At 68.6% G+C, this 26,678-nt stretch carries 25 protein-coding genes; 15 read left to right on the forward strand and 10 right to left on the reverse strand.

The annotated features are described in order from the left end of the window. The first annotated feature begins 25 nt into the window (after nt 1–25). Both murA and ACEN8G_RS21770 read left to right on the forward strand, forming a co-directional pair. Nucleotides 26–1,309, forward strand: a complete 1,284-nt coding sequence (gene murA, locus ACEN8G_RS21765) for a UDP-N-acetylglucosamine 1-carboxyvinyltransferase (RefSeq protein WP_413414157.1) — start codon at nt 26–28, stop codon at nt 1,307–1,309. Between the two features lie 4 nt (nt 1,310–1,313). Continuing rightward, nucleotides 1,314–2,192 (forward strand): alpha/beta hydrolase, encoded by an 879-nt coding sequence (locus ACEN8G_RS21770; RefSeq protein WP_413414158.1) that lies wholly within the window; start codon nt 1,314–1,316, stop codon nt 2,190–2,192. A 6-nt stretch (nt 2,193–2,198) separates the two neighbouring features. On the opposite strand, the gene ACEN8G_RS21775 is transcribed toward ACEN8G_RS21770, so the two are convergent. Next, nucleotides 2,199–3,017 carry an oxidoreductase gene (locus ACEN8G_RS21775; protein WP_413414159.1) on the reverse strand — a complete coding sequence of 273 codons (819 nt, stop codon included), beginning with the start codon at nt 3,015–3,017 and terminating at the stop codon, nt 2,199–2,201. 97 nt (nt 3,018–3,114) lie between these two features. Between ACEN8G_RS21775 and ACEN8G_RS21780 the strand changes: the two genes are divergently transcribed. After that, nucleotides 3,115–4,017, forward strand: a complete 903-nt coding sequence (locus tag ACEN8G_RS21780; RefSeq protein ID WP_413414160.1) for a LysR family transcriptional regulator — start codon at nt 3,115–3,117, stop codon at nt 4,015–4,017. Here the strand turns inward: ACEN8G_RS21780 and ACEN8G_RS21785 are convergent. Further along, the gene (locus ACEN8G_RS21785; protein ID WP_413414161.1) at nt 4,014–6,332 is read right to left on the reverse strand and encodes a GH92 family glycosyl hydrolase; all 2,319 of its coding nucleotides are present in this window, start codon (nt 6,330–6,332) and stop codon (nt 4,014–4,016) included. The two genes, ACEN8G_RS21780 and ACEN8G_RS21785, sit on opposite strands and share 4 nt — an antisense overlap. Before the next feature lie 100 nt (nt 6,333–6,432). On the opposite strand from ACEN8G_RS21785, the gene ACEN8G_RS21790 reads away from it, so the two are divergent. The 3 genes from ACEN8G_RS21790 (at nt 6,433) to ACEN8G_RS21800 (ending at nt 10,033) form a co-directional block, all read left to right on the forward strand. After that, nucleotides 6,433–7,992: an MFS transporter gene (locus ACEN8G_RS21790; RefSeq protein WP_413414162.1), complete on the forward strand. Its 1,560-nt coding sequence runs from the start codon at nt 6,433–6,435 to the stop codon at nt 7,990–7,992. 96 nt (nt 7,993–8,088) lie between these two features. Then, nucleotides 8,089–8,985, forward strand: a complete 897-nt coding sequence (locus tag ACEN8G_RS21795; protein WP_413414163.1) for an iron-containing redox enzyme family protein — start codon at nt 8,089–8,091, stop codon at nt 8,983–8,985. A 31-nt stretch (nt 8,986–9,016) separates the two neighbouring features. Further along, entirely contained in the window at nt 9,017–10,033 is a 1,017-nt protein-coding gene (locus ACEN8G_RS21800; RefSeq protein WP_413414164.1) for an SGNH/GDSL hydrolase family protein, read from the forward strand. Here ACEN8G_RS21800 and ACEN8G_RS21805 read toward each other — a convergent pair. From ACEN8G_RS21805 to lgt, 6 genes are all read right to left on the reverse strand, one after another. Continuing rightward, nucleotides 10,014–11,708 (reverse strand): hypothetical protein, encoded by a 1,695-nt coding sequence (locus ACEN8G_RS21805; RefSeq protein WP_413414165.1) that lies wholly within the window; start codon nt 11,706–11,708, stop codon nt 10,014–10,016. The genes ACEN8G_RS21800 and ACEN8G_RS21805 overlap by 20 nt on opposite strands. Before the next feature lie 116 nt (nt 11,709–11,824). Beyond that, the gene (locus tag ACEN8G_RS21810; protein ID WP_413414166.1) at nt 11,825–13,135 is read right to left on the reverse strand and encodes a cystathionine gamma-synthase family protein; all 1,311 of its coding nucleotides are present in this window, start codon (nt 13,133–13,135) and stop codon (nt 11,825–11,827) included. Between the two features lie 366 nt (nt 13,136–13,501). Further along, nucleotides 13,502–14,269, reverse strand: a complete 768-nt coding sequence (gene pgeF, locus ACEN8G_RS21815; RefSeq protein ID WP_413414167.1) for a peptidoglycan editing factor PgeF — start codon at nt 14,267–14,269, stop codon at nt 13,502–13,504. Between the two features lie 8 nt (nt 14,270–14,277). Further along, nucleotides 14,278–14,817, reverse strand: a complete 540-nt coding sequence (locus tag ACEN8G_RS21820; RefSeq protein ID WP_413414168.1) for an N-acetyltransferase family protein — start codon at nt 14,815–14,817, stop codon at nt 14,278–14,280. 97 nt (nt 14,818–14,914) lie between these two features. After that, complete coding sequence (locus ACEN8G_RS21825; protein ID WP_413414199.1) at nt 14,915–15,919, reverse strand: class I SAM-dependent methyltransferase; 1,005 nt, start codon at nt 15,917–15,919, stop codon at nt 14,915–14,917. Nucleotides 15,920–16,013: 94 nt separating this feature from the next. Continuing rightward, a complete protein-coding gene (lgt, locus tag ACEN8G_RS21830; RefSeq protein ID WP_413414200.1) occupies nt 16,014–16,883 on the reverse strand; it encodes a prolipoprotein diacylglyceryl transferase in 870 nt (289 codons plus the stop codon). Nucleotides 16,884–17,029: 146 nt separating this feature from the next. Between lgt and ACEN8G_RS21835 the strand changes: the two genes are divergently transcribed. The 4 genes from ACEN8G_RS21835 (at nt 17,030) to ACEN8G_RS21850 (ending at nt 22,215) form a co-directional block, all read left to right on the forward strand. Continuing rightward, complete coding sequence (locus tag ACEN8G_RS21835; RefSeq protein ID WP_413414169.1) at nt 17,030–19,270, forward strand: molybdopterin cofactor-binding domain-containing protein; 2,241 nt, start codon at nt 17,030–17,032, stop codon at nt 19,268–19,270. Next, nucleotides 19,267–20,277: a ferrochelatase gene (gene hemH / locus ACEN8G_RS21840; protein ID WP_413414170.1), complete on the forward strand. Its 1,011-nt coding sequence runs from the start codon at nt 19,267–19,269 to the stop codon at nt 20,275–20,277. The genes ACEN8G_RS21835 and hemH overlap by 4 nt, the downstream gene beginning before the upstream one ends. Nucleotides 20,278–20,310: 33 nt before the next feature. Then, nucleotides 20,311–21,033, forward strand: coding sequence for an acetoacetyl-CoA reductase (phbB, locus tag ACEN8G_RS21845; protein ID WP_307116421.1), 723 nt, complete (start codon nt 20,311–20,313; stop codon nt 21,031–21,033). A 186-nt stretch (nt 21,034–21,219) separates the two neighbouring features. After that, the gene (locus ACEN8G_RS21850) at nt 21,220–22,215 is read left to right on the forward strand and encodes an esterase-like activity of phytase family protein (RefSeq protein ID WP_413414171.1); all 996 of its coding nucleotides are present in this window, start codon (nt 21,220–21,222) and stop codon (nt 22,213–22,215) included. 165 nt (nt 22,216–22,380) lie between these two features. Here ACEN8G_RS21850 and rpmB read toward each other — a convergent pair whose 3' ends face one another. After that, the gene (gene rpmB / locus ACEN8G_RS21855) at nt 22,381–22,677 is read right to left on the reverse strand and encodes a 50S ribosomal protein L28 (RefSeq protein ID WP_183999442.1); all 297 of its coding nucleotides are present in this window, start codon (nt 22,675–22,677) and stop codon (nt 22,381–22,383) included. A gap of 173 nt (nt 22,678–22,850) precedes the next feature. Here rpmB and ACEN8G_RS21860 point away from each other — a divergent pair, with 173 nt between their 5' ends. The 5 genes from ACEN8G_RS21860 to ACEN8G_RS21880 all read left to right on the forward strand — a co-directional run bounded on the left by ACEN8G_RS21860 (nt 22,851) and on the right by ACEN8G_RS21880 (nt 25,859). Further along, a complete protein-coding gene (locus ACEN8G_RS21860; protein WP_307116418.1) occupies nt 22,851–23,147 on the forward strand; it encodes a hypothetical protein in 297 nt (98 codons plus the stop codon). 23 nt (nt 23,148–23,170) lie between these two features. Next, the gene (locus ACEN8G_RS21865; protein ID WP_413414172.1) at nt 23,171–23,353 is read left to right on the forward strand and encodes a YqaE/Pmp3 family membrane protein; all 183 of its coding nucleotides are present in this window, start codon (nt 23,171–23,173) and stop codon (nt 23,351–23,353) included. A gap of 188 nt (nt 23,354–23,541) precedes the next feature. Beyond that, nucleotides 23,542–23,973: a nucleoside deaminase gene (locus tag ACEN8G_RS21870; RefSeq protein ID WP_413414201.1), complete on the forward strand. Its 432-nt coding sequence runs from the start codon at nt 23,542–23,544 to the stop codon at nt 23,971–23,973. A 72-nt stretch (nt 23,974–24,045) separates the two neighbouring features. Then, nucleotides 24,046–25,353: a hemolysin family protein gene (locus ACEN8G_RS21875; RefSeq protein ID WP_413414173.1), complete on the forward strand. Its 1,308-nt coding sequence runs from the start codon at nt 24,046–24,048 to the stop codon at nt 25,351–25,353. Next, entirely contained in the window at nt 25,350–25,859 is a 510-nt protein-coding gene (locus tag ACEN8G_RS21880; RefSeq protein ID WP_413414174.1) for a hypothetical protein, read from the forward strand. The genes ACEN8G_RS21875 and ACEN8G_RS21880 overlap by 4 nt, the downstream gene beginning before the upstream one ends. On the opposite strand, the gene ACEN8G_RS21885 is transcribed toward ACEN8G_RS21880, so the two are convergent. Continuing rightward, complete coding sequence (locus ACEN8G_RS21885; RefSeq protein ID WP_413414175.1) at nt 25,856–26,635, reverse strand: hypothetical protein; 780 nt, start codon at nt 26,633–26,635, stop codon at nt 25,856–25,858. The two genes, ACEN8G_RS21880 and ACEN8G_RS21885, sit on opposite strands and share 4 nt — an antisense overlap. Between the last annotated feature and the right edge of the window lie 43 nt (nt 26,636–26,678).

The following is a 26,678-nucleotide window of genomic DNA, read 5'->3' on the forward strand; positions in this document are numbered from 1 at the left end:
GCGCGGCAGGGATTAGAAGCCCGGCATGGACCGTATTCTCATTCGTGGCGGCAATCGCCTCTCCGGCAAGATTCCCGTCTCCGGCGCGAAGAACGCCGCGCTCACCCTGATGCCCTGCGCGCTGCTCACCGACGAGCCGCTGACGCTGCGGAATCTGCCTCGCCTGGCGGACGTCGACAGCTTCGGCCACCTGCTCAACGAGCTTGGCGCCTCGACAGCGATCGAAGGCACGCGGCCGACCGATTTCGGCCGGGTGATGACGGTGCGCGCGGGCAAGCTAACCTCGACGGTCGCGCCCTATGACATCGTCCGCAAGATGCGCGCATCGATCCTGGTGCTTGGCCCGCTGCTCGGCCGCGCCGGCGAGGCGACCGTGTCGCTGCCCGGCGGTTGCGCGATCGGCAACCGCCCGATCGACCTGCACCTGAAGGCGCTGGAGGCGATGGGCGCCGAGATCGAGCTGGCCGCCGGCTATGTGAAGGCGACGGCGCCGGGCGGCCGTCTGCCCGGCGGGCGGTTCAGCTTCCCGGTGGTCTCGGTCGGCGCGACCGAGAATGCGCTGATGGCGGCGGTGACCTGCAAGGGTACCACCGTGCTCGACAATGCGGCGCGCGAGCCCGAGATCGTGGATCTCTGCAACCTGCTCGTCGCGATGGGCGCCCGGATCGGCGGCATCGGCACCGAGCGGCTGGAGATCGAAGGCGTCGATCGCCTGCACGGCGCGACCTATGCGGTGATGCCTGACCGGATCGAGGCGGGCAGCTATGCCTGCGCCGCCGCGATCACCGGCGGCGACATCGAGCTGGTCGGTGCGGCGGCGGGCGACATGCGCGCCACCCTCGACGCACTCGTCCAGGCCGGCGTGACGGTCGAGGAGACCAAGACCGGCATCCGCGTCGCCGCCAATGGCCCGCTCAAGCCGCTGACCCTGTCGACTGCGCCCTTCCCGGGCTTCGCCACCGACATGCAGGCGCAGTTCATGGCGATGCAGCTGGTCGCCGAGGGCGCCAGCGTGTTCACCGAGACGATCTTCGAGAACCGCTACATGCACGTGCCCGAGCTGACCCGCATGGGCGCGCATATCGACGTGCGCGGGCGCACCGCCGTGGTGCACGGGCCGACCAGGCTGGTCGGTGCCCAGGTGATGGCGACCGACCTGCGCGCCTCGATGAGCCTGATCCTCGCGGGCCTCGCCGCCGAGGGCGAGACCCAGGTCAACCGCGTCTATCATCTCGACCGCGGTTACGAGCGGCTCGAGGAGAAGCTCCAGGCGGTGGGCGCCGATATCGAGCGCGTCGGCGACGGCTAGGGCCTTGCGGGGGCGGGGCACCAGGCTGGCGATTGCGGCGGCCCTGCTGCTGCTGGCCCTTGTGCTTGGCGCCAGCTGGCGCTTCGGCTCGATGGCTGCGGCCGGCCATGCCTCCGCGGTCGATCCGGTGCCGCCGCCCGCGCAGGCGGTGCGGCTCAAGGCGCGCGACGGCGTCGCGATCGCCGGGACCTGGTGGCCCGGGCGCCGGCCCGATGCGCCGGCGGTGCTGCTGCTCCACGGCGTCGGCGCCTCGCGCGACCAGACCGTGCCGATGGCAGAGGCGCTGGTGGCGCAGGGCTATGCCGCGCTCGCCATCGACCTGCGCGGGCATGGCGAATCGGCGATCACCGACCATAGCTATGGCCTGGACGAGGGACTCGACGCGCGCGCCGCCTTCGACTGGCTGAAGGCGCGGCAGCACCAGGCGAAGATCGGCGTGATCGGCGTCTCGCTGGGCGGGGCGGCGGCGCTGGTGGGGCGCGACGGCGCGGTGCCTGCCGATGCGCTGGTGCTGGTCGCGGTGTTCCCCGACATCCGCCATGCGATCTACAACCGGATGGCGGCGATGCTGGGCAGCGTCGGCGGGACGATCGGCGAGCCCTTGCTCAGCTTCCAGTCGCTGCCGCGCTATGGCGTGTGGCCGGCGCGGATCGCGCCGGTCACGGCGATCCGCGATTTCCGCGCGCCGGTGTTCGTGATCGGCGGGGCTGAGGATCGCTACACCCCGCCGGCCGAGACCCGGGCGCTGTTCGCAGCCGCGCCGAACCGCAAGGCGCTGTGGCTGGTGCCGGGGCTCGACCATGGCAAGGTCAGCAATTTCCATGACGAAGAATGGGCGCGCCGCGTCGGCGGCTTCCTGCGCGGAACGATCGGCGCGGCCTAGGGTCTGTTAGTCCGCGAAGTCGGTGCCGAGGGTGAGCGGTTCCCAGCGATCGATCTCGTCGATCACCGTGTCGAGCTTCTCGCGGGCCCGGCGCAGCGCGTCGCTGCCGAGCAGCAGGTGGACCGGAGGGTTGGGCGAATCGGTCAGTTCGAGGATCGCGGCGGCGGCGCGGGCGGGATCGCCGAGCTGCTTGCCGGCCATCGCATCGAACGCCGCCGAGGAACGGCCGACCGCGGCATAGCTTTCGTCGGCGCCGCTCTTGCGGATCGAGCGATTCGACAGGAAGTCGGTGCGGAACGCGCCCGGCGCCACTGCGGTGACATGGATGCCGAGCGGGGCGATCTCCTGCGCGAGCGCGGCCGAGAGGCCTTCGAGCGCATATTTGGCCGAGGCATAAAGGCCCGAGCCGGCGCCCGGGGCACGGCCGGCGATCGAAGTGACGTTGACGATATGGCCGCTGCCCTGTGCACGCAGCCGGGGCAGGGCGGCGCGGATCAGGCGGAAGGGGCCGAACAGGTCGACTTCGAACAGCCGCGCGACATCGGCGTCGCTCGCCTGCTCGATCGCGCCGAGCAGGCCGTATCCGGCATTGTTGACGAGGACGTCGATCCGCCCGGCCAGCGCGAAGGCCTGCTCGACCGTGGGGGCGATCGCCGCCGGATCGGTCATGTCGAGCTGCAGCACGTGCAGCGTGCCGCTGCCCCGCTCCAGCTCGGGTGCCGCGCCGCGCACGGTGCCGATGACGGTGTCGCCGCGCGCCAGCGCCGCCTGTGCCAGCGCGAGGCCAAGCCCGCGCGAAATGCCGGTGATGAACCAGGTCTTCATGATGCAATCTCCTTCGCGGCGGGAGATGGGCGCTGGCAGTCGCCAGGATAATGGCCGGGTTTTGCCATGGACTTGTAAGTCCTGCTAAACAGTCGGGATGGATACGACGTTGCTCTCCGCCGACTATCAGCAGCTGCGCGGCTTCGTCGCGGTCGCACAAGCGCTCAGCTTCAGCCGTGCTGCCGGGTCGATGGGGGTGTCGCCCTCGGCGCTGAGCCAGCTGGTGCGAGGGCTGGAGGAGCGGCTGGGCACGCGGCTGCTCAACCGCACCACGCGCAGCGTCTCGCTCACCGAGGCGGGAGCGGCGCTGCTCGCCCGCACCGGGCCGGCGCTGGCCGAGCTGGGCGAGGCGATGCTGCAGGCCCGCGCCGGGCGCGAGGGGATTGCGGGGCGGGTGCGCGTCCACGCCTCGCGCTTCGCCGGCGAGCTGCACGTGCTGCCGATCCTCGCCCGGTTCGGGCGGGACTATCCCGATGTGGTGCTCGACATCTCGTTGGACGACACGGTGATCGACATCGTCGCAGGCGGCTATGACGTGGCGATCCGCATCGGCGAGCTGGTCGAGCGCGACATGGTCGCGGTGGCGCTGGGCGCGGAGATGCGCCAGCTCGCCGTCGCGACGCCGGACTATGTCGCTGCGCACGGCGTGCCCGAGCATCCCCGCGACCTGCTGCGCCACCGCTGCATCCGCTGGCGCTGGCCGGGCAATGCCGCGCCCTATCACTGGGAGTTCTGGGAGGATGGCTGGTTCCAGGTCGCGGTCGACGGGCCGCTGATCCTCGACGACAAGCAGGCCTGCCTGGAAGCGGCGCTGCAGGGCGCCGGCATCGCCTTCGCGATCGAGCCCAAGGTGCGCGCGCATATCGCGGCGGGCCGGCTGGTGCCGATGCTCGAACGCTGGTCGGCGCCGTTCCCCGGCCATTATCTCTGCTACCCGCAGCAGCGCCATATGGCGCCGGCGGTGCGGGCGTTCATCGATGCGGTGCGCCGCGGCGCCTAGCGGGCTGTGCTCATCGAATAAGGCCGCGCCGCCTTGCCCGTCGCCCAGCTCTTGTTGGGCTTCGCGCTCATCGTGAAGCGCAGCTCGCCGCCGGCGACGATCTCGTCATGCTTCAGATAGCCGCGCGCCAGCGGCTTGCCGTTGAGCGTGACCTTGCCGACATATTTGTTGGCGTCCGACAGCCCCTCGGCGACGATCGCGAAGCGCTTGCCGTTGGGCAGGTTGAGCGTCGCGCGGTCGAGGAACGGCCGGCCGATGACATATTCGTTCGAGCCCGGCGCGACCGGATAGAAGCCGAGCGCGGTGAACACGAACCAGGCCGACATCTGGCCGAGATCGTCATTGCCCGACAGGCCGTCGGGCGTCGGCTTGTACTGGCTGTCGACGATCTGCTTCAGCCGCTCCTGGGTGCGCCAGGGCTGGCCGGCATAGCTGTAGAGATAGGCGACGTGGTGGCTCGGCTCGTTGCCATGGATATACTGGCCGATCAGCCCGGCAATGTCCTCGGCATGGCTGTAGTCGATCTTCGAGTTGTCGAAGTCGAACATCGCATCGAGCTTCTTCACCGCCGCGGCGTCACCGCCGAGCAGCTTGAACATGCCGGCCTGATCCTGGGGCACGAACCAGGAATATTGCCAGGCATTGCCCTCGGTATAGTCCGAGCCGTAATTGATCGCGGTGGGATCGAAGGGCGTGCGGTAGGTCCCGTCGGTCTTGCGGGCGCGCAGGAAGCCGGTCTGCGTGTCGAAGCTGTTGCGCCAGTTGCCGGCGCGCTTGTCGAAGGTGGCGGCGACATCGGCCTTGCCCATCGCGCCGGCCATGCGGGCGATGGTCCAGTCGTCATAGGCATATTCGACCGTCTTGGAGGCGGCTTCCGGCTCCTTGTCGATCGGCACGTAGCCGAGCTTCATATACTGGTCGAGGCCGCCGTAAGGGCCATAGGTGGCGCTCTTCACCATCGCGTCGAGCGCGGCATTGGGGTCGAAGCCGCGGATGCCCTTCATGTACGCGTCTGCGATCACCGGCACGGCATGATAGCCGATCATCGTCCAGGTCTCGCGGCCATGGAACTGCCAGACCGGCAGGATGCCGAACGGGCTGACCTGCTGGCTGGCGATCAGCGAATTGACGAAGTCGGCATTCTTCTTCTCGCTCTGGGTGAGCAGAAGCAGAGGATGCTCGGCGCGGAAGGTATCCCACAGCGAAAAGGTAGAGTGGAAGGTAAAGCCTTTCGCTGCGTGGACCTGATCATCGGGGCCCCGCCAGCGGCCATCGGCGTCGGAGAAGACGCTGGGCGCGATCAGGCTGTGATAGAGCGCGGTGGCGACCATCTTCTTCATCGGCGCCGGGCCTTCTAGCTCGACCGCGCCGAGCGCCTGTTCCCAGGCCCTGCCGGTCGCGGCACGGACCGCGTCGAAATTGCCGGGTTCGCTGTCAAGATTGGCGATCGCGCCGTCCTCGTCGACCGCCGAAATCGCGACCTTCAGTTCGAGCGGGCCGTCGATCTGGCCGAAGTCGAGCCGTGCGACCAGCTCGCGCCCGGCGAGCTGCTGGGCATCGTCGGCACCGCGGCTCGGGCCCTGGAAGCCCTTGTACTCCACCTTCTCCTCGCGGTTGAGGAAGGCGTGGCCGGTGATCTGGTGCGAGGGGCGGATCGCGAAGAACAGCTTGCGGGCGGGTGCCCAGCCGCGGGTCTCACGCGCACCGGTGATGGTGCCGTCCGGGCGAATGCGGATCGACGACCAGAGAATCTTGCCGGGATAGTTGTAGAGCGAGCTGCGCAAGTCGAGCAGCAGATGCGCGGGCTTGCCGGCCGGGAAGGTATAGCGCTGGACGCCCACCCGCGTGCCCGCGGTCATCTCGGCGAGGACGCCGGGCTTGGCCAGGGTCACCGCATAATAGCCGGGCACCGCCTGCTCCGTCGCGTGGTCGAAGGGCGAGCGATAGTCGCCGGGCTCCAGCCCGACCTTGTCGCCCGAGACCGGCTGGATCAGGAAGTCGCCCAGGTCCGAATGGCCGGCACCCGAGAAATGGGTCATCGAGAAGCCCTGGATGGTCGGGTCCTCGAAGCGATAGCCGGCGGCATGATCGTAGCATTTGCGGATCTGGCAGGTCGTGTCGGTATCCGGGCTCAGCTGGATCATGCCGAAGGGCGCGACGGCGCCCGGAAACGTATGCCCTTCGCCACCGGTGCCGATCATCGGATCGGCCGAGGCCGCGGTCGGCTCCGGACTCGTCTGCGCCAGGGCCGGCGCAATGGGGGTGAACGACAGGGCGGCGAGCGCGGCGAGGCCGGTACGGAACTGGGCGATCATGGGTGCGGGTTAGAGCATGGCTTGATGCCGCTTGCCAGCCGCTTTCCCCGACCCGTGCTTCGTGCCAGATTTGCGGCACGGGAAGAGGAAGGGGCGCGCGGTGCAGGCAAGTCTTTCGGATCGTCGGGCGCTCTGGGCCTTCGCGCTGGGCTGCGTGGCGGTCACCCTCGGCGTGCTGCTGCACATCCCGATGTTCCTGATGGGCCGCGACATGCACTTCATGCTCGCCGGCATGCCGATGGGCTGGGACATGGTCGCCGGGATGGGACTGATCATCGGCGGCTGCCTGGTCGCCGCCTATGGCCTGCTTCCCCGCAACGTCGCGGAACAGCGCGCGGCGGGCGCGGCAATCGAGGTGGCCGCGCCGGAGGACGCGCCCCTCGGGCCGGCGCATTGGGGGCTGATGGTGGTGCTGGTGATCGCGCTGATCATCGACACGATGAAGCCGGCCTCGCTCGGCTTCACCGTGCCGGGCATGGTCGGCGAATATATGGTGCCCAAGGAGACGGTGAGCCTGGTCCCCTTCTTCGCGCTGATCGGCACCGTTACCGGATCGGTGGTGTGGGGCGTGCTCGCCGACATCTATGGCCGCAAGGCGACGATCCTGCTTTCCGCGGTGATGTTCGTCGGCACGTCGATCTGCGGGGCGATGCCGAGCCTCGCCTGGAATATCGGCATGTGCTTCATGATGGGCGCGGCGGCAGGGGGCATGCTGCCGGTCACCTATGCGCTGCTCGCCGAGATGATGCCCAACCGGCATCGCGGCTGGAGCTTGGTGCTGGTCGGCGGGCTGGGCGCCGGCGGCGGCTATTTCGCCGCGAGCGGGGCATCGACGCTGCTGGTGCCCGAATATAGCTGGCGCATCCTCTGGCTGCTCAACCTGCCGACCGGGCTGACGCTGGTGCTGCTCGGGGCGCTGATCCCCGAAAGCGCCAAGTTCCTGCTGGCACGCGGCCGGGTGGTGGAAGCGCAGGCGGTGATGCGCAAGTTCGGCGCAGTGGTCCGCAAGGTGGACGCGCCGCCCGCCACCGCCGCGGCCCAGCCCGGGCACGGCGCGCTGAAGGGCATGCACCTCTATGGCAAGCTCACCGCGCTCTCGCTGACCGGCATCACCTGGGGCCTGATCAATTTCGGCCTGCTGCTGTGGCTGCCCAACCATTTCGTCAATGAAGGCTATTCGATGGAAGTGGCGAGCCGGCTGCTTGCCGAGAGCGCGCTGATCGCCTTCCCGACGATCTTCGTGGGAGCGCTGCTCTACAGCCTGTGGAGCACCAAATGGGCGCTGGGCGCCTCGATCGCGGTGACGCTGCTGGGGCTGGCGGGCGTGTTGCGGATGGAATTGTTCGGTGGCGGCAGCCCGGTGCTGCCGGTGGCGCTGCTGATCATCGGCATCAACGGCATCATCGCGATCCTGCTGCCCTATACCGCCGAGAGCTTTCCCTTGCGCGTCCGCGGCCGGGCGACCGGCTGGGTGGCGGCCTGCACCAAGGCCGGCGGCGTGATCGCGCAGGCGCTGTTCATCGCCAAGCTGGTGCCGTCGATCGGCGTGGTGGCGGGCGCGATCATGGTGCCCATGCTCGCGGCGCTGATCCTGGTGGGCTGGTTCGGACGCGAGACGCGGGGCAAGGACCTGCGGCATCTCGACGAGGCGATGGATTAGCCGGAGCTGGGCCGAAAAGCCTTTGATCCAAGTTAGTTGCCGGAACTCTCCCAAATGCTCGCCGGTTCAGACGAGCAAGCAGGAGAGACAATCGACATGGCAACCCGCGCCCGCGATTTCGCGAACGACCCCGGCTCGCAATTTCTGAAGCACAGTTTCCAGCGCGGGCTCGCGCACTGGAACCGGGAACGGCTCGAGCCTGGTTTTCCCGATGACGACTGGCAGAAGACTTTCGAGCGTGACGTGAAGATGCAGCGGCTCGAAGGCGCGTTCCTCGAGGAACTGCGCAGCGAGGTGGCCGAGGAGGCCGCCGCGGCACCGACCGACGTCGAAGGCTTTATCGGCTGGTTCGAAAGCCTGAAGGTGGGCGGGCCGGGCCAGGGCGATCCGCTCTTCCCCTGGCTGGCCGAACAGGCCGACCGGGACCAGCTGCGATGGTTCTTCGAGCAGGAGGCCGCGGGCGAAGCGGGGTTCGACGATCTCGTCGCGATGACCCAGGTCAAGCTGCCGGTGCGCCCCAAGCTGGAGCTCGCCCGCAACTATTGGGACGAGATGGGGCACGGCACCGAAAAGGGCATGCACGGCCCGATGCTTGACGCGCTGGTCGAGACGCTGGCGGTCGAGCCGGTGATCGAGAACACGGTGTGGGAGAGCTTGTGCCTGGCCAATGCGATGACCGCGATGGCGACCAACCGGCGCTATGCCTGGCATTCGGTGGGCGCGCTCGGTGTGATCGAGCTGACTGCGCCGGGCCGCGCGACACTGGTTGCCGAAGGGCTGAAGCGCGTCGGGCTGAGCCCCAAGGAAGCGCGCTATTTCACGCTGCATGCGGTGCTCGACATCAAGCATAGCGAGGACTGGAACCGCGAGGCGATCCGCCCTGCGGTGGAGGAGGCTCCGGCTCGTGCCACCGCGATGGCGGAAGGCGCGCTGATCCGGCTCAAGTGCGGCGCGCGCTGCTTCCAGGCCTATCGCGACCATCTCTGGAGCTGACGTGGCGCCCGGCTGCGCATAGGCTGGGCCCATGAAGCTCGCCGCCATTGCGCTGCTCGCGCCGCTCACCCTTTCCGCAGCGCCCGCTCCCGAGGGCAGGATGCTCGACGTCCATATCGGTGGACGCGTGGTCGTGCAGGGCAAGGCGATCCGCTTCGGCTGGCCGGGCGTCTATGTCGAGGGACGGTTCCGCGGCACCGAGGTCAGCGCGCATGTCGAGACCCAGGGCGACTGGCTGCGGGTGAGCGTCGACGGCAAGCCGTTCCAGACGCTGGTGACGCCGGGGCCGGCGGTGGTGAAGGTGGCGCGGCTCAAGCCGGGGATCCACAGCATCCGCATCGACAAGCTGACCGAGAGCCAGTCGGGCAGCAGCCGCTTCCTGGGCTTCTTCACCCATGGCACGCCGCTGGCGCCGCCGGTGCGGACGCAGCGTATCGAGTTCATCGGGGACTCGCACAGTGTCGGCTACGGCAACACCTCGCCGACCCGCGACTGCAACGAGAGCAAGGTGCATGACACCACCGACACCAGCCAGGCCTTCGGGCCGGTGCTGGCGCGGCGGCTGGGCGCCGATTACCGGATCATCGCCTATTCGGGCTATGGCGTGGTCCGCAACTATGCCGGCGGCAAGCCGGGGGAGAACCTGCCCTTCCTCTATCCCCGTGCCGTTCCCGGCGAGCCGGCGCCGGCCCGGGCGGATGGCTGGCGGCCCGGGATCATCGTGATCAACCTGGGCACCAACGACTTCTCGACCAGGCTCCATGCCGGCGAGTCCTGGGCGGACGATGCGGGGCTGCGGGCGGATTACCGGAAGCGGTACATCGCCTTTGTCCGCGCCCGGCAGGCAGCGCAGCCCAGGGCGCGAATCCTGCTGATGGGTGCCGAGAATTTCTACGCCGACGTCGCTGCGGTGGCCCAGGCCACCGGGGTCAAGGCGGTGAAGGTGCCCACCCTGGAGATGACGGGGTGCAACTGGCACCCGTCGCTCAAGGACCACCGCGTCATGGCCGACCTGCTCGCCACCGCGCTCAGAACGCCGGCGCGCTGAGCTTCACATCGGCGCGGGTCCAGGCGGCGGCGAAGTCCTTCTCTGCGGCGCGCGCGTCCTTCTTCTGCGCCTTCAGGGCCTGGGCCAGGCCGAGCAGCGCCCAGCCATTGTGCGGGTTGCGCTTCAGGTCCTCGACGAACACCGCCTCGGCCTCTGCCGCCGCGCCGTTGCCCAGCAGGGCCGCGCCGAGCAGGTGGCGGGTGGGGAAGAACTCGTCCGAAGGCTCGTTGTAGGACAGGCCGTCCTCGACGGTGACCGCCTCGCGGAGCAGGGCGATCGCTCCGGCGGCATCCTTGCGGGCCAGCGCGATGCGGGCTTCGGCGCGGAGCGTCGCGATCCGGAAGAGCGGGGCGGCGAGGTTCATGCCGGCCAGCACATCGGCGGGCGCGGCGGCGACCTTTGCCTTGAGCCTGGCCAGCTCGGCATCGGCTTCGGGCAGCTTGCCGGTGGCGGCGAGCGCGATGGTGCGGGCCGAGAGCCAGTTGACCGTCAGGTCGAGCAGCCGGGCGTCGGGCTGGGGCTCGGCGAGCATCGCGTCCCAGCGGCCGAAGCGGACCAGCGCCTGGTAGAGATAGCCGATGCCCCAATCCATGCCGGGCATGCCCGCCGCCATCTCGTCGGTGAACACGGCGCGCACGTCGCGCAGCGCCTTGATCGTCTCGGCGCTGCGCCCCTCCATCGAGGCGGCGGCGGCAAGGAACTGGAGATTGTGCGCCGAGTACATCGGGTAATAATCGATCGCCGCGGTCTTGGCATAATAGGCCTTGTCGGCAGCGTCGGCGAGGCGGTTGGCCTCCGCGGACTCGGCATAGCGGCCGACGCGCTGGAGGATGTGCGACGGCATGTGCACGACATGGCCGGCGCCCGGCATCGCCGTCTTGAGCCGTTCGGCGGAGTCGATCGCCTTGCCCGGGTCGGTCGAGGCCTCGACGGCGTGGATGTAATAATGGTTGGCGCCGGGATGGTGCGGGTTGCGGGCGAGCACGGTCTCCAGCGCCGTCACGATCTCGGGCGTGTCCTTCGCCGGGGTGCCGTCGGCGTTCCACAGCTTCCATGGGTTCCGGTTCATCTGCGCTTCGGCGAAGAGCGTGAGGATGTCGTCGTCCCGGGGGAAGTCCTTGGCGGCGCCGCGCATCGCGTCGCCGAAGGCGGCGAGCAGCGGGGCGCTGTTGCTCGGGTCGACCGGCTGGGGGCCGGTATAGCGTTTGGCCAAAGCGAGGATCAGCGCGCGGTTGGCCGGGGTGGCGGACGGTGCGAGCGCCTGGGCCTTTTGCAGCGACTCCCAGGCGACCCGGGCACGGGCCTCGGCCATCATCGGCATGTTGTAGTTGGGGCCGAGCGTGAGCGCGACGCCCCAATGGCAGATGCCGCACTGCGGATCGGCCTGGGCCGCCCTGGCGAAGCTGCGCGCGGCCTCGTCATGGTTGAACGCCCAGAGCAGGCGCATGCCCTGGTCGAAATAGGCCTGGGCCTGGGGGACCTTGCTGCCGCTGTCGCGGTGGAAGCCGCCGAGATCGGGGAAGAGCTGCGCGCCGGCTGCCCAGTCGGCGAGGGTCTGGGGGAAGGTGGCGTGGCCGGCGTGCATGCCGGCCATCGGGTCGCTGGTCTGGGCGGTGGCGGGTAGCGCCAGCAACGGTGCCGCGAGAAGAGCAATGAAGCGCAAAAGTCGGGTCATGGCCGAGTCCCCCTCGGATGGGCAGGATAAGGCTTTCGCGCTCTAAGCTCAATCAAGCCGGGCGCTCCATAAGTATTGCACCCAATATCCCCGGCCGAAGCCGGGGAGCCTGTTCTTCACACCGCCTTCAGCGCTTCCTCGAAGTCCGCGATCAGGTCGTCGGCATCCTCGACGCCGATCGAGATGCGGACGAGATTGTCGGTGATGCCGAGCGCCTGCTTGCGGGCATCGGGCACCGAGAGGTGGGTCATGCCGGCGGGGTGGCTGGCAAGCGTCTCGGTGCCGCCGAGCGACACGGCGAGCTTGGCGATCTTCAGCGCGTCGAGGAACGCGAAGGCCTCCTTCTCGCCGCCCTTCAGATAGAGCGAGAAGGTCGAGCCGGCGCCGGTGCAGTGGCGGTTGTAGATGTCCGCCTGGCGCGAGCCTTCCTCGAGGAAGCCGAGATAGCCGACATGCTCGACCTTGGGATGGCTGCGCAGGAATGCGCAGACCTTGGCGGCATTCTCGCCGGCGCGAGACATGCGCAGCTCCAGCGTCTCGAGGCTGCGGAGCAGCATCCAGGCGGTGTTGGGATCGCAGATCGTGCCGATCGTGTTGCGCATCAGCCGGATCGTGTTGATGTGCTCCTTCGAGCCGAGCACGCCGCCCGCCACCAGGTCCGAATGGCCGCCGGCATATTTGGTCAGCGAATAGACGACGATGTCGGCGCCCTGCTTGAGCGGCTGCGCCCAGAGCGGGCCGAGGAAGGTGTTGTCGATCGCGATCGGCGGCTTGTTGGCGCCCTTGAAGATCGCATCGCGGCTGGCGGCGACGGCCTCGACATCGACCAGCGCGTTGGTCGGGTTGGCCGGCGATTCGAGATAGATCAGCGCGACGTTCCCCGACGCGGCCTTGGACAGCACCGCATCGATCTCTTCACGCGTCGCGCCGGCGGGGAAATCGAGCCAGTGGACGCCGAAGCGGCCGAGGATGCGGGCGATCAGCGTCTCGGTCGCCGCATAGAGCGGGCCCGAATGGACGATCGTGTCGCCTGGCTTGACCATCGACAGGAACAGGGTGGCGATCGCCGACATGCCCGAGGAGAAGGCGAGCGCGTCCTCGGCGCCTTCCCAGATGCCGAGCCGGTCCTCGAGAATCTCCTGGTTCGGGCCGTTGAAGCGCGAATAGACCAGCCCGTCGGCACCACCCGGGCGCTTGCCGGTGACGCCTTCGAAATGGCGCTTGCCGGCCGCGGCATTGGGGAAGACGAAGGTCGAGGTGAGGAAGATCGGCGGCTTCAGCGAGCCTTCGGAGAGCATCGGGTCATAGCCATGGCCCATCATCATCGTGCTGGGCTTGAGCTTGCGATCGCCGACCTTGTCGGCCGAAGGCTTGGGCCGGCGGCGCGGGGTGGCGCCGGTCAGATCGGCTTCGGTCTCGTCGGTCATGCTGTCTCTCCGGGTATATTTCGTATCATCTGTAACGATTCGGCCGGGCTTGGGGGAGCCTTAAACGCGCGGAAGTTCACTAAATTCACGACCTCCACGCGCGAGGCCAGGGGCCTTGCCGGGCAGGCGCGGCGAAGGGTGGCGCGGGATCGGCGCGGCGAGTGGAATGGTGCGGGGTTGCACATGCTCCGAAGGGGAACATGGAAAATCCTACATTGGAAGCCTGTTCCCCCTCTCCCCTTGTGGGAGAGGGAGGGAGCCGACGAAGTCGGCGGAAGGGTGAAGGGGAGTGGGACTCAGTCCCCCTCATCCTTCCCACTCGCTTCGCGAGCGGGCCCCTTCCTTCTCCCACAAGGGGAGAAGGAGTTAGATTCCGATCAGGCTGATCTGCCGGCCGTAATCCGGCTCCTGCCGGTGGGTCGCGCGGCGGAAGCTGTAGAAATGCGCCTCCTGCGCATAGGTGTCCTGGCCGAGCATCTCGACCGTGCGGATGCCGGCCGAGGCCAGCCGGTGCGCGACATAGGCTTCGAGGTCGAACTGCCAGTGATCCTCGCGCCGGCCCTCGGCGAAGAAGCGCTCGTTCTCCGGATCCGCATCGGCGAAGCGGGCAAGGAACAGGACGTCGACTTCATAGGAGGCGCGGGCGATGCAGGGGCCGACCGCGGCGGTGATCCGCGCGCGTTGGGCACCCAGGGCCTCCATCGCGGCGATGGTCGAATCGGTGACGCCGCCGAGCGCACCCTTCCACCCGGCATGGGCGGCGCCGACCACGCCGGCCTCGCGGTCGGCGAACAGCACCGGCGCGCAATCGGCGGTGAGGATGCCGAGCGCGAGGCCCGGGCGATCGGTGACCAGCGCATCGGCATGCGGGCGCAGCCGCTCTTCCCAGGGCTCGGCGACGGTGACGCAATCGGCCGAATGGACCTGGAAGAGCGAGACGAGCCGGCCGCCGGGCAGCACCGCCTCGACCGCGCGGCGGCGATTCTCGGCGATCAGCGCGGGATCGTCGGTCGAGCCCAGCCCCACATTGAGGCTGGCCATGGCGCCGGTCGAGACCCCGCCCTGGCGGCCGAGAAAGCCGTGGGCGATCCCGTTCAGCGCGCGGGCCTGATGGACTTCGACTTCGCTCGTCATTTCGTCACTCACAATGCGCGGCGCATCAGCCGGTCTTCATCCTCATGGTCGCCGACCAGGAAGATATAGGGGCCGCGATCCTCGAACCCGTTCTTTTCGTAGAAGCGCTTGGCCCGGTGGTTGTCGATATAGACCGACAGCCAGAGCTCGTCCGCGCCGCGCGAACGGCCCTCTTCCACTGCCCAGTCGAGCAGCGCCTGCGCGGCGCCGCTGCCCTTGGCGCGCTCGTCGAGATAGAGCTGGCGGAGTTCATGGGGGCGCGAGGTCACCGTTGCGGGCAGGGTGAGGGCGCTGGTCTTGGCGAAACCGGCCAGGCCCCGTTCGTCCTCGGCGAGGCGGAAGCGCAGGTCCGGCTGGGCGAACTCCGCGGCCCAGGCCTCGGGCGTGAAGCCGGCGAAGAACGCGGCGAGATTCTCCGGCGTGTAGAGATGGCCGAAGGTCGCGGTGAAACTGACGCGGAACAGCGCGTCGATCGCGGGGAGGTCGGCCGGGGTGGCGTCGCGGTAGTTCATGTTCACTTCGTCATCCTCGCGAAGGCGGGGACCCATCTCGTGCCCTCGCCAGATGGAACCACAGCTGCCGTATCTGCGGCTTCTCTCCGAGATGGGCCCCGGCTTTCGCCGGGGTGACGGCTCGGAGCGCCTGTCATTCGCCGAACCCCGCCGGCACCGGCCAGCCGGGGGCGGTGAAGGCGATGACCTTGAACAGCTCGCCCATCTGCTCGGGATGGGTCAGCCGCTCGCGATCGGTGGCGAGCTGGCCGGCGCGCTCGGGCGATGCGAGCGACAGGCTGGCGGTGCGCTCGGTGATGCCGAGCCGGGTGAGGAACTCGCCCTGGGTGACCGGACCATGGACGACCAGGCCCTCGGCACGCGCGGCCTCGGCCAGCGTGGCGAAATCGACATGCGCGGTCAGGTCGGCTTCGCCGGGCGTGTCGAACGGGTTGGCATAGGCATGGCCCTTCACCGCCTGCAGCGTGTCGCCGAGCGCGGGGCCCATATAGCCATAGTCGATGACCAGCGCGGCGCCGCCCTGGTCGTTGAGGCGCTTCGCCAGCTGGCGCAGCACCGCGACGCTGGCCGGCGAAGTCTCCAGGATCGATCCGGGCTCGGCCTGCTTGAAGTCGCGCGGGATGATCATGTCGAAGCTGCGGTCGCCGGCGATCGGCAGGAACAGCGTGTCCTGGCAGGCGACCAGCCGCTCGCGCCAGCCCTCCTGGGTGGCGATGAGCTGGCGGATGGGCAGCGCATCGAAGAACTCGTTGGCGACGAAGACCAGCGGCGCATCGTCGGGCAGGCCGACCAGGTCGAGATGGAATTCGGCGCCCGGCACGCGCTCGGCCTGGGCGGCGCGCAGCGTCGGGCTGGTCTCGACCAGGTCGACCGGCGGCTGGAGTCCGACCTTGGCCATGGCGCGCAGCGCGTCGGCGGCCAGCGTGCCGCGGCCCGGGCCCAGCTCGACATAGCGGACCGGCGGTTTCTCCGCGCGCTGCCAGATATCGGCGACCCACAGGCCGATCAGCTCGCCGAACATCTGGCTGACTTCGGGCGCGGTGGTGAAGTCGCCGCGCGCGCCCAGCGGATCGCGCGTGCCGTAATAATGCGCGTTGGCGGCGCCCATGAACTGCGAGAGCGGGATCGGCCCGGCCATGGTGATGGCGCGGGAGAGCCGCTCGGCGAGCAGGGGTTCGGCAGCGTTGGCGGCGCGCTCCTGCTGCCCGGCGTCGAGGGGGTTCTCGCTCACGTCAGGCCACGCTCTCCGTGCCCGCGATCGGCTCCACCCGCTCGCGCCGCCCCTTGGCGGTGGCGATCAGGTAGATGCCGCCGACGATCATCGGCAGGCAGAGCACCTGGCCCATATGGATGACATGCTCGAAGATCGTGCCGGCGAACTGCGCATCGGGCTCGCGGAAATATTCGACGAAGAAGCGGAAGCAGCCATAGCCAAGCAGGAAGATGCCGACGAGCTTGCCGGGCTCGTAGCGGGCCTTGGTCCGCCAGAAGGCGTAGGCGAGGATCACGAAGAGCAGCAGGCCTTCGAGCAGGGCTTCGTAGAGCTGGCTCGGGTGGCGGGCGAGCGGGCCGGCGCCGGGGAAGACGATCGCCCAGGGCAGATCGGCCGGCTTGCCCCACAGCTCGCCGTTCACGAAATTGGCGAGGCGGCCGAAGAACAGGCCGAAGGGCGCGCAGCAGGCGACATAGTCATGGACGCGCAACCAGTTCAGGCCCTGGCGGCGGCACATCAGGATGATCGCCAGCGTGGTGCCGATGACGCCGCCATGGAAGGACATGCCGCCGTCCCACAGCTTGAAGATGTCGAGCGGGCGGGCGAGGAACCGGTCGAGCCCGTAGAAGATCACATAGCCGAGCCGCCCGCCGACGATGATGCCGAGCGTCGCGTAGAAGACGAGGTCATCGGCATGGGCGCGGCTCATCGGGGCGCCGGGCTGCTTGAGCAGGCGGACCAGATACCACCAGCCGACCAGGATGCCGGCGATATAGGCCAGCGAGTACCATTTGATCTCGAAGAAGCCGAGATTGAGGGCGACCTTGTTCAGGCCGAGATCCGCGAAATGGATATGGTCTGCCGCGGCGGCGGCAAGGGTGGCAAGCAGCACGTATTTCCCTCCAGGGTGTGCGACCCCGATAGAACAGGCTTGTTGCAAACCCAAGAGGCCATCCCGTCATCCCGGCGAAAGGAGCGGGTGGCGATCGGGGCGGCGGGGTGACAGCCTCCGGCCCGCAGGATAGAGCAGTCCCGATGAAGGTCGATTTCGGCAAGCTCCAGAAGCTGGATCGGCGCACGCTGCTGATCGGCGGCGGCGTGGGCGTGGGGCTGGTGGTCGCCTGGGCGGTATGGCCGCGCACCTATCTCCCCAATCTCAGCGCGGCGCCCGGCGAGAGCCTGTTCGGTGCCTGGGTCAAGATCGGCGCCGACGGGCATGTCTCGGTCGCCATCCCGCAATGCGAGGAAGGGCAGGGCGTGTTCACCGCCATGCCGCAGATCGTCGCCGACGAGCTGGGCGCGAACTGGAAGCTGGTCGGCGTGGAGCCGGCGCCGCTCAACCCGCTCTATGCCAATCCGCTGGCGGCCGAGGAATTGTTCGAGCTGGCGCTGGGCGGCCTGCCCGAGCAGCTGCGCCGCACCCATGCCGCGCGCACCGGGCTGATGCTGACCGGCGGCTCGACTTCGATCCGCAACTTCGAGGACCAGCTGCGCCATGCCGGCGCCACTGCGCGGGTGCTGCTGTGCAAGGCCGCGGCGCGACGCTGGGGCACCGAGTGGCAGAGCTGCGACACGGTTGGCGGCCAGGTGGTCCATGGCAATTCGAAGCTTGGCTTCGGCGAGCTGGCTGCCGAGGCGGCGGACGAGAGCGTGCCCGGCGACGTGCCGCTGCGCACCGCCGAGACCAACCGGCTCTATGGCCAGCCGCTGCCCCGGCTCGACGCGCCGGCCAAGGTCGACGGCAGCCTGAACTTCGCCGCCGACATCCGCCTGCCCAACATGGCCTTCGCTTCGATCCGGATGGGGCCGATCGGCGAGACCGCGCTGGTCAAGCTCGACCGGGCGGCGGCGAACAAGATCCCCGGCATGCTCTCGATCGTGACGACGAAGGACTGGGTCGCGACGATCGCCAATAATGGCTGGGCGGCGGAGAAGGCGATCGACGCGATGCGCCCGCGCTTCAAGACGCCCGAAGAGGTGATCAACAATGATTCGATCGCCGATGCGCTGGGCAATGCGCTGAACGCAGATGGCGCCCGGCTGCACGAGGCGGGCGATCTCGCAGCGGACTTCCGCGGGGCCAAGGTGGTCTCGGCCGAATATCGCGTCGACGTCGCGCTGCACGCCGCGCTCGAGCCGATGACCTGCACGGCCAATTATCATGACGGCTATCTCTCGCTCTGGCTGCCGACACAGGCACCGGGGCTGGCGCGCGCGGCGGCGGCGCGGGCGATCGGCATCTCCGAGAGCGCAGTGACGGTGCATGCGACGATGGCGGGCGGTTCGTTCGGCGCCAAGCTCGAGCATGAAGTGGCGGCGCAGGCGGCGTTGCTCAGCCAGAGCGTCGGCCGGCCGGTGCAGCTCACCTGGCCGCGCGGCGAGGACATGCGGCACGACCGCTACCGCCCGCCGGCGATCGGGCGGATGACCGGCAAGCTCAATGCGCGGGGCCAGGTCTCGGGCCTGCTCGCCAAGATCGCGGCGCCGGAGACGGGGCGCGAGCTGGCGACGCGGCTGCTCGGCGGCGATCCGGTGGTCCAGGCCTCGCTCGCGCTGCCGGGCAAGGGCGATCCCTCCGCCGTGGCTGGCGCGCAGCCGGTCTATGCCATTCCCAATTACGCGGTCGATCATCACCCGGCGGTGATCGGCGTGCCAACCGGGTACTGGCGCTCGGGCGCGCACAGCTACAATTGCTTCTTCATCGAGAGCTTCATGGACGAGCTGGCGCATGTCGCCGAGCAGGATGCGGTGTCGTTCCGCATGGCGATGCTCGGCGGCGAGACCCGGCTGGCGCGCTGCCTGCAGACCGCGGCGCAGCTGGGCGGCTGGCAGGGCGGGCAGCCGGGCAGCGGTCAGGGCATCGCCTGCCACGCGTTCCGCGGCTCCTATATCGCGGTGATGGCCGAGGCCCGGCTCGAGGGGCGCAAGGTCAAGGTCGAGCGGCTGGTCGCGGCGGTCGATTGCGGGCGGGTGGTCAATCCCGACCTGGTGGCGCAGCAGATCGAGGGCGGGCTGCTGTTCGGCATGGCGGCGGCGATCGCGGGATCGACCGGCTTCACCGAGAATGTGGCGGACGTGCGCGACATCTCCGAACTCGGCCTGCCGACCCTGGCCGATGCGCCGGACATCACCGTCGAGCTGATCCGCAATGGTGCCGATCCCGGCGGGGTGAGCGAGCTTGCCGTGCCCCCGGTCGCTCCCGCCATCGCCAATGCGCTGCAATCGGCGAGCGGTGTGCGCTTCCGCGTGCTGCCTTTGCTTTCGGACGTCGAATGAGCATTCCCGACGGGCATCCGCCCTTCTTTCCGCCCGACAAGATCGGCGTGCTGCTGGTCAATCTCGGCACGCCGAGTGCGCCCGATCCCGCTTCGGTGCGGCGCTATCTGGCCGAGTTCCTGTCCGATCGCCGCGTGGTCGAGATCCCGCCGCTGATCTGGCAGCCGATCCTGCGCGGGATCATCCTGCGCACCCGGCCGAGGAAGTCGGCGCATGCCTATCAGCAGGTCTGGCGCCCCGACGGCTCGCCGCTCGCCGCGATCACCCGGGCACAGAGCGAGGCGCTGCAGGGCGCGTTCGGCGAAGGGACTCTGGTCGACTGGGCGATGCGCTATGGCGAACCGAAGATCGCCGACCGGCTGATTTCGATGAAGGAATATGGCGCGAACCGTATCCTGGTCGCCCCCCTCTATCCCCAATATTGCGCAGCGACGACCGCGACCGCCAATGACAAGGCGTTCGAGGCGCTGGCCGGGATGCGCTGGCAGCCGGCGATCCGCACGCTGCCGCCCTATCACGACCATCCCGCCTATATCGCCGCGCTCAAGGCCTCGGTCGAGGAGAGCCTGTCCAGGCTCGATTTCGAGCCGGACGCGATCCTGGCCAGCTTCCACGGCATGCCGCAGCGTACGCTTGAGCTGGGCGACCCCTATCATTGCCACTGCCGGAAGACGGCGCGCCTGCTGAGCGAAGCGCTCGGCCGCGAGCTGACCGTCACCTTCCAGTCGCGCTTCGGCCGGGCGAAATGGCTGGAGCCCGCTACCGATGCGACGCTCGCCGCGCTGCCGGGCAAGGGCGTGAAGAAGATCGCGATCGTGGCGCCCGGCTTCTCCGCCGATTGCCTGGAGACGCTGGAGGAACTGGCGATCCGCGGGCGCGAGACGTTCCTTGGCGCAGGCGGCACTCACTTCGGCTATTTGCCCTGTCTCAACGACAGTCCCGCTGGCACCGAAATGCTGCAGACAATTTTGCGCGAGGCGCTTGCGGGCTGGACGCAGCCTGCCTAGCGTTTCGGCTCACCCACGAAGGAGAGATACAGCATGGCACGCGTAGCGATCGTGACGGGCGGCACTCGCGGCATCGGCGAGGCGATCAGCCTTGCCCTCAAGGATGCCGGGATGATCGTCGCCGCCAACTATGCGGGCAATGAGGAGAAGGCCAAGGCCTTCACCGAGCGCACCGGCATCGCTTCGTACAAATGGGACGTGGGCGATTACGACGCCTGCCACGAGGGTGTGGCCAAGGTCGCGGCCGAGCTCGGCCCGGTCGACGTGGTGGTCAACAATGCCGGCATCACCCGCGACGGCACCATCCTGAAGATGAGCCGCGACATGTGGGAGGATGTGATCCGCATCAACCTGGGCGGCTGCTTCAACATGGCGCATGCGGTGTTCCCGGGCATGCGCGACCGGAAATGGGGCCGTATCGTCAATATCGGCTCGATCAACGGCCAGGCCGGCCAGTACGGCCAGGTCAATTATGCCGCCGCCAAGTCGGGCATCCACGGCTTCACCAAGGCGCTGTCGCAGGAAGGCGCGCGCTTCGGCGTGACGGTCAACGCGATCGCGCCCGGCTATATCGACACCGACATGGTCGCCGCGGTGCCGCCGGAAGTGCTCGAGAAGATCGTCGCCAAGATCCCGGTCGGCCGGCTCGGTCAGGCGCACGAGATCGCGCGCGGCGTGGCTTTCCTCTGCTCGGACGAGGCGGGCTTCGTCACCGGATCGACGCTGTCGATCAACGGCGGCCAGCACATGTACTAATACGACGAGGGCCGCTCCAACGGGAGCGGCCCTCAGCCCTCGATACGCTACGCGAGGGGAACTCGTAGTCAGATAACTAACGCAAGTTACTCTGGTTCCCTTTATTTTCTTCTGAACGCGCTGGTCATCCGGCGTTCATCTTTCGGGCGCTGGTTCTTCGCCGCCCAGTCGCTATGAGCGAGGGCGATGCTCCGCCTCGCCGTCACCCTGATTTTGTCCGCCGCGATCCTGCTGCTTTCCGCCTCGGGGCGCGAAGGGCGCGACCTGCTGGGCAAGGTGCCGCGGATGACCGTGGAGCGCGTGCCGCTCGATGCGCACGACCCCGGCAGGGTCCGGGTGGGCGCACTCACCTATCTGGGTGGCGTGCGGCTGAAGAGCCCGGACCGTGCGTTCGGCGGCTTCTCCTCGATGCAGATCAAGGGCGACCGTTTCACCCTGCTCAGCGATGGCGGAACCTTCATCCGCTTCCGCATGGGCGCCGACTGGGTGCCGCATGACCTTGCCTTCGGGGATCTGCCGGCGGGGCCCGGCCGCGGCTGGCTGAAGGCGGACCGCGATTCGGAATCGATGACCACCGATCCCGCCACCGGCAGGATCTGGGTGGGCTTCGAGCACTATAACGCGATCTGGCGCTATGACGACGGGCTGACGCGTGCCGAGCGGAGCGCGCGCCCGGCGGCGATGCGGAACTGGTCGTCCAATGGCGGGCCCGAATCGATGGTCCGGCTGGCCGATGGCCGGTTCGTCGTGATCGGCGAGACCTCGCGGCCCAGGGGTAGCAGGGTGGGGCGCGAGGGGCTGCTCTTCCCCGGCGACCCGACCGCGCCGGGCGCCACGCCGATCCGCTTCACCTATATGCCGCCCGACGAGCGCCATGACCCTAGCGATGCGGTGCAGCTGCCCGATGGGCGGCTGGTAGTGCTCAACCGGCGCTTCTCGGTGCCGGGGCTGTTCTCGGCCAAGCTGACTCTGGTCGATCCGCGCGCGATCCGTCCCGGCGCGGTGGTGCGCGGCACCGAGATCGCGACGCTGGCGGCACCGCTGCTCCATGACAATTACGAGGCGCTGGCGGTGACCCGCGAAGGTGGCGACACGATCCTGTGGGTGGCGTCGGACGACAACCAGCAATTCTGGGAATGGTCGCTGCTGCTCAAGTTCCGGATCGAGTTCGCGAAGCGCTGAGCAGGGTTGCTGGCGGCAGGGGCTCGAACTCTGCACCCCGTTTCCGGGATCACCGATCGTGATGCGTTGCCAATTCCGCCACGCCGGCAGAATCCGGACATGCGAAAAGCCCGCCCTCCGCCGTGGAGAACGGGCTCGCATTGAGCCGCCGAAGCAGCGCGGCTGTTAGGCCGCGGTCTTCTCGGCCGACGCCTTGCGCACTTCGCGCTTCAGGCGACGGGCGCGCAGCGAGAGGTCCTCGTCGCGGGTCTTGAGCAGCCAGTTGTCGAGGCCGCCATTGTGCTCGACCGAGCGCAGGCCGTGCGTCGAAACGCGCAGGCGGACGCTGCGACCCAGCGAATCGCTGATCAGCGTGACGTTCTGCAGGTTCGGCAGGAACGTACGCTTGGTCTTGTTGTTGGCGTGGGAAACGTTGTTACCCACCTGCCGGCCCTTGCCGGTCAGCTCGCAAATGCGCGACATCGTTTGATATCCTGGTTTGAGCCCTGGCGAACCACGGCCGGAAAGGCGGCGCGAATAACCGTAATGGGACGGAGCGTCAACCGATTCGCTCCAAGAAACGCCTTGTCCCCATGCAACCGGCATGGTTGATGCGACGTTGATTACGCAAACGATTCAAATGGGGAGATGAAGCGATGCGTGGAATTCTCGTGCTGATCGGTCTCGTCGCGCTTGCCGTGGTTGTGCTCATGTCGGTTGGCATGCTGCGCATCGAGCAGCAGCAGGGCGCGACGATGCCGTCGATCAGCTTCGATGCGAAGGGCGGCCAACTGCCCAAATTCAAGGCCGAGACGGGTTCGGTAGGGATCGGATCGACCAACACGACCGTTGCAGTCCCGACGGTAGAGATGAAGAACACCACGGTCACCTTGCCCACCATCGAAGTGAAGCAGGCCGGCGCCACTCCGACGCCGACGCCCGCCGCGAAGTGATGGCAGCGCGCCCCGGACCCATCGTGGCGGCGATCCTGCTGCCGCCGCTGGGAACGTACCTGGCCAGGGGTGCGGGGCGCGACTTCTGGATTGCCACCGGGCTGACGGTGCTGGGATTCCTGCCCGGCGTCGGCTTCGCGCTGTGGAGCGTGTTGCGCGGTTCGTTGGCGGCGCCTGCGGTGCCTGAGCCGGCGCTCACCGTATAGCTTCTCCCCGGCGAAGGCCGGGGCCCAGTCCCAATAAAACCACGCGCGGCAGCGCGTCTTCGCGTCCACCTATCAAGGCTGGGCCCCGGCCTTCGCCGGGGAAACAGAAGGAAGCAGACGGAAAGCGGAAGGGTGACGGCCTGCGCCGCACGCGCTAGTCCCCTCGCATGTTCCCGCTCCCCGAACCGATGCGCCTGGCGCTCGACGCTGCCCGTGCGGCGGCCGAGGCAGGGGAGGTGCCGGTGGGCGCGGTGCTGATCCATGACGGCAAGGTGATCGCCACCGCGGCCAATGCGCCGCGCACGCTCCACGACCCCACCGCCCATGCCGAGATGCGGGTGATTCGCGCCGCCGCGGAAGCGCTGGGCCGGGAGCGGCTCGAGGATTGCGACCTGTGGGTGACGCTGGAGCCCTGCGCGATGTGCGCCGGCGCGATCGCCCATGCCCGAATCGCGCGGGTCTATTACGGCGCGGGCGATCCCAAGGGCGGCGCGGTGGAGCATGGCCCGCGCTTCTTCGCTCAGCCGACCTGCCATCATCGCCCGGAGATCTATCCCGGCATCGGTGAGGCCGAGGCGGGCGAGATCCTGCGCGATTTCTTTCGCGAACGGCGCGTTTAGCACGCTTTCCGTTCCGTTGGCGCAACGCCAGTTGCCGTCCGCCCCCCGGTGCGGATATGAGGGCGGAACATCATGTTAGCGCCTTTCCCCTGGATAGACGTAGCGATCATCTTCGCGCTGATCGTTCTGAACGGCCTTTTTTCGATGTCCGAACTCGCGATCGTCTCGTCGCGCACGGCGCGGCTGGAGGCGATGGCGCGCGTCGGGCGCAGCGGGGCGGGGGCGCGGACCGCGATCCAGCTCGCCGCCGATCCGGGCAAGTTCCTCTCCACCGTGCAGATCGGCATCACGCTGATCGGCATCATCGCCGGTGCCTATTCGGGCGCGAGCCTGGGCGAGCCGACCGCGCAGCGGATCGAGCTGCTCGGGGTGAACGAAGAACTGGCGCACACGCTGGGCATCGCGCTCGTCATCGGCATCACCACCTTCTTCTCGCTGGTGGTCGGCGAGCTGGTGCCCAAGCAGTTCGCGCTGCGCTCGCCCGAGCCGATCGCCGCGATCATGGCGGTGCCGATGCTGTGGCTGAGCCGCGTCACCGCGCCGATCGTCTGGCTGCTCGATTCGACCAGCGCGCTGATCTTCCGCCTGATCGGGCTCAACCGCGAATCGGAGAACCGGGTCACCGCCGAGGAGCTGCACCTGATCGTCGCGGAGGCCAGCAAGTCGGGCGTGATCGAGGAGCATGAGCGCTCGATCATCTCGAGCGTCGTCCGCCTGGCCGACCGGCCGGTGCGCGAAGTGATGACGCCGCGCACCGATGTCGACTGGGTCGATGTGAACCTGGATGCCGATGGCATCCGCGAGGCGCTGCTGCTCACCCCGCACACCCGCCTGCCGGTGGCCGAGGGATCGGTCGACACGGTGATCGGCGTGGTCCAGGCGCGTGACATCGCCGCGGCGCTGTTCCGCGGCGAGCCGCTCGACCTGCGCAAGCTGATGCGCGAGGCGCCGATCCTGCCCGACACGATCGACGCGATGGACGCGCTGGGATCGCTGCGCCGCGCCGAGGTGCCGATGGGGCTGGTGCACGACGAATATGGTCATTTCGAAGGCATCGTCACGCCGGCGAACCTGCTCGCGGCGATCGCCGGCGAACTCGCGTCGGACGTGGATCCCAGCGACAATCCCAATGTCGTGACCCGCGAGGACGGCTCGCTGCTCGTCTCGGGCCAGATGCCGGCGGACCTGCTCGCCGACAGGCTGGGCCTCGATCTCGACGAGGACCGCGACTACGCCACCGTCGCCGGCCTGGCGCTGGCGGTGCTCAAGCGGCTGCCGAATGAAGGCGACTTCTTCGTCGAGCAGGGCTGGCGCTTCGAGATCGTCGACATGGACGGGCGCAAGATCGACAAGCTGCTGGTCCAGCGGGCGGAGAAGTGAGCGAGGTGCGCTTCGTTGCGCGCATCTCGCGGCGCAAGGTGATCGGTAATGTGCTGTTCCAGCTGGCCGGGGCCGGTTTGATGCTGGCGTTCCTGATCTCGCACTCGCCGGTAAGTACCTCGGACTGGCTAGCGTTGCTTCTGCTCGCGGGCGGCACGCTGATGTTCCTTTACGGCGCCTTTCGCATCGGCAGCGTGATGTCCTACCGCGGCGAGCTCCTCTCCATCGATGCAGAGGGCATCCAGATGCCCCGCTGCTATCGGGGCGTGCTCCCGTGGAGCAGCATCGCACGTGCTGCGGTGGTGAAAGGGCGGCTGCAGCTCTGGCTGGTAAAGGACGCAGCCATTCCGCCGGGCAAGGGCCTCGACCACATCCTGCGTACCAACCAGGCGCTCCGCCGGGAGGAAGGTGGAGCAGATCTGGGCGTTGGCACCTGGCTGGCGGACCGCCGGAACGGCGAACTGATCGACGCCGTCCGGGCGCAGGCGCCGCAGCTCTTCGTCTAGAGCTTGCCGAACACGCCCTCGAAGCCGGCAATGTCTTCCTTGGCCAGGAAGCTTGCCTGTTCGATCCAGCGGTCGCGGTGGATGCGGCCCTGGAAATCGCCGAGCTTTGCATCGAGCGCATCGGCTTCCTCGGGGGTGAGCGCGGCGAGCTGGGCGAAGCTGGTGATGCCGACGCTGTTGAGCTTTTCGCCGAGACGCGGGCCGACGCCCTTCATCCGGGTGAGATCATCGGCGGTCGGTGCGGAGGGCGTGGGCTCCGGCGTGGCGGCTGCCGGCTCGGGTTCTGGTTCGGACGCAGGTGCGGGCTCCGCAATGTCCGAGGCGAGCGAGGCGGGCGACGCGTCGAGCGGTGCGGCAGCGGCGATCGGCTCGTCTGCCAGCGGCTCGGGGGCCGGAGCTTCCTCGACGACCGGCGGCAGCGGCGCGGGAACGATCTCGGGCTCGGCCACCGGCTCGTGCGCCTCGACTACCGGTTCGGGCGCGGGAGCCTCGGCGACCGGCTCAGGCGCTGGAGGCGGCGGCGGTGCGAGCGGGGCCTCGGCGATCGGCGGAGGCGGCGGAGCTACCGGCGGAGTGATCGGGCGCGGCTGGGCCGTCTCTTCCCGATACTCCTCATTATATTCCTCGATCTCCCGGCGCGCGCTGCGGCGGCGGCCGGCGAGGCGGGCGCCCCAGAACAGGATGAGGAGCGCGAAGACGACTCCCGCCGCGATCAGCGCGAACGGGAGCGTCAACCAAATCGGCGCGCCTTCGTAGAGCGGTTCCGTGCTGTTCATCTGCGCCAACCCCGTCCGTGCAATTGTCGATTCTCGCCAGTGC

The organism is Sphingomonas sp. Sphisp66 (genome assembly GCF_047324325.1).
GTDB lineage: Bacteria > Pseudomonadota > Alphaproteobacteria > Sphingomonadales > Sphingomonadaceae > Sphingomonas.

Coding starts and splice junctions, on each gene's coding strand:
- murA (WP_413414157.1), top strand. CDS start 26: ATGGACCGTATTCTCATTCGTGGCGGCAATCGCCTCTCCGGCAAGATT.
- ACEN8G_RS21775 (WP_413414159.1), bottom strand. CDS start 3,017: ATGAAGACCTGGTTCATCACCGGCATTTCGCGCGGGCTTGGCCTCGCG.
- ACEN8G_RS21780 (WP_413414160.1), top strand. CDS start 3,115: ATGGATACGACGTTGCTCTCCGCCGACTATCAGCAGCTGCGCGGCTTC.
- ACEN8G_RS21785 (WP_413414161.1), bottom strand. CDS start 6,332: ATGATCGCCCAGTTCCGTACCGGCCTCGCCGCGCTCGCCGCCCTGTCG.
- ACEN8G_RS21795 (WP_413414163.1), top strand. CDS start 8,089: ATGGCAACCCGCGCCCGCGATTTCGCGAACGACCCCGGCTCGCAATTT.
- ACEN8G_RS21800 (WP_413414164.1), top strand. CDS start 9,017: ATGAAGCTCGCCGCCATTGCGCTGCTCGCGCCGCTCACCCTTTCCGCA.
- ACEN8G_RS21805 (WP_413414165.1), bottom strand. CDS start 11,708: ATGACCCGACTTTTGCGCTTCATTGCTCTTCTCGCGGCACCGTTGCTG.
- ACEN8G_RS21810 (WP_413414166.1), bottom strand. CDS start 13,135: ATGACCGACGAGACCGAAGCCGATCTGACCGGCGCCACCCCGCGCCGC.
- pgeF (WP_413414167.1), bottom strand. CDS start 14,269: ATGACGAGCGAAGTCGAAGTCCATCAGGCCCGCGCGCTGAACGGGATC.
- ACEN8G_RS21820 (WP_413414168.1), bottom strand. CDS start 14,817: ATGGGTCCCCGCCTTCGCGAGGATGACGAAGTGAACATGAACTACCGC.
- ACEN8G_RS21825 (WP_413414199.1), bottom strand. CDS start 15,919: ATGGCCGGGCCGATCCCGCTCTCGCAGTTCATGGGCGCCGCCAACGCG.
- ACEN8G_RS21835 (WP_413414169.1), top strand. CDS start 17,030: ATGAAGGTCGATTTCGGCAAGCTCCAGAAGCTGGATCGGCGCACGCTG.
- hemH (WP_413414170.1), top strand. CDS start 19,267: ATGAGCATTCCCGACGGGCATCCGCCCTTCTTTCCGCCCGACAAGATC.
- phbB (WP_307116421.1), top strand. CDS start 20,311: ATGGCACGCGTAGCGATCGTGACGGGCGGCACTCGCGGCATCGGCGAG.
- ACEN8G_RS21850 (WP_413414171.1), top strand. CDS start 21,220: ATGCTCCGCCTCGCCGTCACCCTGATTTTGTCCGCCGCGATCCTGCTG.
- rpmB (WP_183999442.1), bottom strand. CDS start 22,677: ATGTCGCGCATTTGCGAGCTGACCGGCAAGGGCCGGCAGGTGGGTAAC.
- ACEN8G_RS21860 (WP_307116418.1), top strand. CDS start 22,851: ATGCGTGGAATTCTCGTGCTGATCGGTCTCGTCGCGCTTGCCGTGGTT.
- ACEN8G_RS21870 (WP_413414201.1), top strand. CDS start 23,542: ATGCGCCTGGCGCTCGACGCTGCCCGTGCGGCGGCCGAGGCAGGGGAG.
- ACEN8G_RS21875 (WP_413414173.1), top strand. CDS start 24,046: ATGTTAGCGCCTTTCCCCTGGATAGACGTAGCGATCATCTTCGCGCTG.
- ACEN8G_RS21885 (WP_413414175.1), bottom strand. CDS start 26,635: ATGAACAGCACGGAACCGCTCTACGAAGGCGCGCCGATTTGGTTGACG.